Source organism: Bacillus sp. JJ675, assembly GCF_036963165.1.
Classification (GTDB): Bacteria; Bacillota; Bacilli; order Bacillales; family Bacillaceae; genus Bacillus; species Bacillus glycinifermentans.
Genome location: NZ_JBALMR010000085.1, coordinates 40328 through 45213, shown reverse-complemented (window position 1 = coordinate 45213; position 4886 = coordinate 40328). Strand labels below are relative to the sequence as shown.

The 4886-nt window shown below is 39.6% G+C and carries 3 protein-coding genes and 1 pseudogene; all 4 read right to left on the bottom strand.

What is annotated here, in order from left to right; genetic code table 11:
* Positions 1–133 precede the first annotated feature (133 nt).
* A pseudogene (locus V7126_RS20885) lies at positions 134–745 on the bottom strand (PLP-dependent aminotransferase family protein); the annotation flags it as partial.
* Between the two features lie 472 nt (positions 746–1217).
* Positions 1218–1340 carry a PhrK family phosphatase-inhibitory pheromone gene (locus tag V7126_RS20880; RefSeq protein ID WP_082094083.1) on the bottom strand — a complete coding sequence of 41 codons (123 nt, stop codon included), beginning with the start codon at positions 1338–1340 and terminating at the stop codon, positions 1218–1220.
* Complete coding sequence (locus V7126_RS20875; protein ID WP_175075887.1) at positions 1340–2449, bottom strand: tetratricopeptide repeat protein; 1110 nt, start codon at positions 2447–2449, stop codon at positions 1340–1342. The genes V7126_RS20880 and V7126_RS20875 overlap by 1 nt, the downstream gene beginning before the upstream one ends.
* A gap of 236 nt (positions 2450–2685) precedes the next feature.
* Positions 2686–4886, bottom strand: a 2201-nt coding sequence (locus tag V7126_RS20870; protein ID WP_335498738.1) for a type I restriction endonuclease subunit R, EcoR124 family, incomplete at its 5' end; no start/stop codon positions are given.

Here is a 4886-nt window from a genome sequence, read left to right as displayed (position 1 = left end):
GCCGACGACGACAGAGCTGCCGACGATCGCCATCGCAAGCGCCATTGAGGTGTAAGCCTTCAGTTGATGCTGCATCGATTTTCTCCTGTCTTTATGTATTTAGGGAAATTGTATCAAATTTCCGGAGCATTTTTTATTTTTTTCCGCTTTCTGTCGCTAACGTCTTGATGATCAGGCTTAATTGATAGATTCCCTTTTTAAGATCGCCGGGGGAGGCAAAAGCATAGGATAGCCTGATAAAATTCCCGTTTTCCTGCGCATAGATGCTCCCGGAATTCAGAAGAATGCCTTCTGCCAATGCTTTTGCATAAAGAGATTTCATCGACAGGGGCGGCAGTATGTTCAGCCAAATAAAAAAGCCGCCCTTTGGCACGCTCCATGACGCCAATCCTTTCAAGTGTTCTTCCAAAACCTCCAAGACAAAATCCCTTCTCTTTTTAAGCTGTTCCCTGACGTTTTCGAGGTGCTTCTGATAATGTCCGGTTGTCAGCCATTCGGCGGCCACTCTTTGAGACAGCGAGCTTGAACCGTAGTCTGTCTGCATTTTAATATCTGATAAACGTTCGACGACAGGCTCAGGCCCGACGATCCAGCCGATCCTGAGTCCCGGGCTCAGCGTTTTGGAAAAGCTTCCGATGTACAAAACATGCCCGTTTTGATCCATCGACTTGATCGGAGGGGGCGGAGCCTGGTCGATCCACAGCTCGCGGTAAATATCGTCTTCAATGAAAGGAAGAGCCTCATTATTATCAACTTGAACAACCTGAACCCCTAAAGGCGTCAATCGTTCCTTTGCGACAGGCACATTAGGCAAATAACTTTCTGTAGCATATGCTGACGGTGGAAAAGGGCCCAATTTGGATAAAAACTCCCCGCCGCCTGTTCCCATATCCAACATTGATGTGGCATCTTGAATAAGAGAAAGAGCCATGCTTCCATATGACCATGAGAACAGCCCGCTTGTCATTCTTCCTGTGTCAGTAATAAATGAAAAATCCCAGCCGACAAAAGGTTCATCTGCATGTTTTAATAACGAAAAAAATTTGTGATCATTCATTTTTCATCCCTCCAATTCGTTAAAAGATTTCATACGCCTTCATGCGTTGGAGGGCTTCTTGCAAATGTGAAAGGATGTTATGTTTCGTGTTCTTTCGGTTTCTTCTTAAATTACACCCCATTTCATGATTGCAAAAAAAGAAGCCCTAAAAAGGACTTTATTAACCCCCGACAGGCAATTCCGCTACTTGAACACTTCCTGACGCCGTATTATGGCTCTGGGATAAAGCAGCACCGCCAAAGATCACAACTGTTAACGACAAGCAAAGAATGATTTTTTTCATTACAATCCCTCACTCCCTAATGATCTCATTTTGTTTTCGGCTTTCATGGCTATTTTAGCAAATTCTAGTGCTTTCTTGTAATCTCCTTTGTCTTCAAAATAGCTTGATATGAGCAAAGAAAGGTCGTAAACGCCGTCTAAATCGTTCATCTCATCCAAGGAATGGATGTCATCTTTGATGCTCCCTACGTTTTCACGACAATACAGTTCATATATAATATTTATTTTCTTTTCATAATGCTTATTCCCGTTTTTCTCTAATTCCTCTTGTCCTTTTTGATAATAGTAAAGAGCCGCCTCTGTTTCGCCGATTTTGAAAAACTCCCTGACCAGCATGTAAAGAGAGTTGATATAATAACTCGATTCACGCCACTCTGGATTGCTCAAGGCGTGCTGTACTGCCAGGATACAATCCTGGGATCGGTCTGAATAAGAATAAAGAATGCTGATATTGTGGTGAAGCATCGCCTCTAAAAATGGATCGCCAATCTCTTTTGAAATTCCAATCGATTCCGCGAAGTATTTCTCTGCGTCTTTAAAGCGCTGCATTTGCATATAATTTGTCCCCATGACAACCTGAGAAATCGCCAGCTTCTTTTTATACCCGTCATACATCTTGTAAATATTCATCGCATCTTTTGCATAATTGAGAGAAACCGCATTTTGCCGGAGAGACATGTACAGCCAGGACACTTTGAAATAAAACTCAGCCGCTTCAATATCATCGGGAATCTTCGCTAATTTTTTCTCGGCAACCTTATAAAGGCTGATCGCCCGTTCAACATTCTTGTTGTATGCTTCATGCATCGCCTCAAAAAAGTAAAAATAGTAATCAATCATATCATCCGTCTGTTCGATACTCTTGATTTGCGAGGCATTAAAATAAGATTGGCGCGGCAAACGTTCTCCCCTTGCATCATAAAGCATCATCCGATACCGTTCTTCAAGAAGCGAGTAGTAGACCAGGACATTTTGGTTTTCTTCCATTTCTGTAAACATCGACTTAGCCTTTTCAAAAAGCATTTTTGCCTGTTCAATATCGTGCTTTTTAATCGCCAAATGGAATTCGTTCAAGACACCCGCTACAACCTCAGAAGCGACCTTGTTCATATCAAGCCCCCTCATTTCATTTAAGATTGTTGTTTATCTTTAACATGATCTTATCATATGTGTAAATTTTTGTAATGCCCTTTTGTCAATTAGTGAAGTGGCTCTATGTTAGAGTAAACTGGTTAAACAACAAAAAGTCTTGGTAGTGTTTGACCAAAGCTTTTAATTCAAATCTAAATATTACTTATTTCATTAATCGTTTAAGTCCTGAAAAAGTAATTTTGATCCAAACGGTTTTATCTCAACTCATCATCCAAAGGTACAATGACTTCATCTAATGTCTTTCTCCACTGCCGCTTCATTTCTGGTCCATATTTCAATGGTTTTGCATCTGGATGTACGGCTTTATACTTCTCAAATTGTTTACTGTTGATGATTCGACCAATATTCGGAATCGGATCTGTTCCTATTACATATTGTATCGCGGACAAATGCAGCTCATCTTCTTCCACAAACCACGTATTTGCAAATTCATGAATCGCTTTGTCACGTGCTCTAGTGAAGAAGCTTCGTTTCACTGCAAGAATATCTTCCTCTGCATCTATTTCATTGGCATCAATAGCATTTAACATCGTGCGGTATACGTCTTTAACAATTTCTGATTTCTTCAGTTTTTGAAGTGCATTTTCGATCTCGTCGCGGATGTTCTGATTATTGGCCGAGTATGTTTCTAATAGTCGGTCAATATAAGTTGAGTCGATATCATAGATCTTAACTGCATTTTCTCCATAGAATTCAATGTCTGAGAAATCTGGTCCCGGTCCATCTTGGTTCCCTTCATCTTCGAGTGAACCCTTAACCGTGTTATATATACCAATGTATTCTTCTAAGGTTTTCACCTGCTCTTGAAGTGCTGTTGATTTCTCCATATCATCGTTGTAGTCATTATATGTAACTAAAGCTTCGTATGAATTGTTTAGCTCTTGAAATGCTTTCACGAACTCAATTCGGATTTCAAGAGATGTGTTCTCATCAATATCGGTTGGATTTGGAACTAACGCAGTTAGCGCTTTGTGAGCCTTTTTAAAGCGTTTCTTCGTTTCATCATAAGTCGGATAAACAAGACTAGATTCCTCTTGTGCTTGTGAATATAATTTCGTCGCATTCTTTACATTTTGCTCCATTGTTGAAGGTTTCCGGTATGTCACAATTAATCCTTTTTTCTTTCCTGGATAAGTACGATTGGTTCTAGAGAATGCTTGAATCAAATTCGCATAACTTAAATTTCGATCCACAAATAATGTTTGTATCGTTGGTGCATCGAAACCAGTCAATAACCGATCGACAACAATGACAAGGTCAATTTGTTTACCAAATTCTTTGAACTCTGCTTTCTTACGAGCTAAACGATTGTTAATATCACCATTATATCGTTCAATATCTTCTATCGACCAAGCAGTGTGATAATAATCGTTATATTCCTTAATAATCTCTTTCATTTCATCTTGAATTTGTTTCGAATTGTCTTCGTTTTCTTGAATCGAATAGGTGATCGCAATTCGTGGAAAATCCGGATCTTCAATCGTACGTCCGGTTCGGATCGGATGTCCAGCAAATTCTTTCGTCAACCATTCTGGATCTTTCGTCATTTCCTTGATTGCCCGATAGTAGAGCTTCGCCATATCAATGGAACTTGTTGTTAAAATGGCAGACTTTTGCGGGCGGCCGTTTTGGAAATCAAATTTAGTATAGGCATTATCCGGTCTGAAAATTTTGTGAATAACTTTTTGAATATGATCATCATTTTCAAACGAAGATGGTTCAAGATATGCTTCCTTTTCTATTCCGTCCATTTGATCAATGATGTGATTAATTTCATCTGCAGTCAAATTGGCGTATTTTTCATTTTGACGCAGTTGATTAAAAATATAATTATTTAATGATGTTGGATCAATCGTATCTTCGTGCTCTACTTGAAACCCTAAAACAGCACCATCATCTAATGCATTTTTAATGGTATAGGTGTGCAAAACTTCTCCATATTGATCACGAGTGGTGCGAGCTAATTGACCTTTTGCCTGTTTTTTATTTTCGTTAAATATCGGTGTACCTGTAAATCCAAACCAAGTTGAATTTGGAAAGAATCCCTTAATGACTTGCATCCCTTCTGCACTTAACGCACGATGGCACTCATCCACGACAAAGACAATATGTTGCCCTAGTAGTTTCTTAAAGCGCTGAGTACCTTTTTGCTCCTCTTGCCTTTGGGCATAGCGCAAGGCAGCTTCTAATTTTTGACGAGTGGTAATAATCACTGTATTGGAATTGGCATCAGACAGTAGAGTATCACTTAACTCCTTCGCACTTCCAGTTCCGACAATCAAGCTATTCGATATTGCATCACCAGAAGAAATACCGGTATTAAACTCGGAAGCAAACTTGATGAATTCGGTCGTCGTTTGATTATCTAAGTCTTTTCGATCAATCAGCATAATGG

Excerpts from the sequence above, each read along its gene's own strand:
- V7126_RS20880 (WP_082094083.1), bottom strand. The coding sequence starts at position 1,340 with ATGAAAAAAATCATTCTTTGCTTGTCGTTAACAGTTGTGATCTTTGGC.
- V7126_RS20875 (WP_175075887.1), bottom strand. The coding sequence starts at position 2,449 with ATGAACAAGGTCGCTTCTGAGGTTGTAGCGGGTGTCTTGAACGAATTC.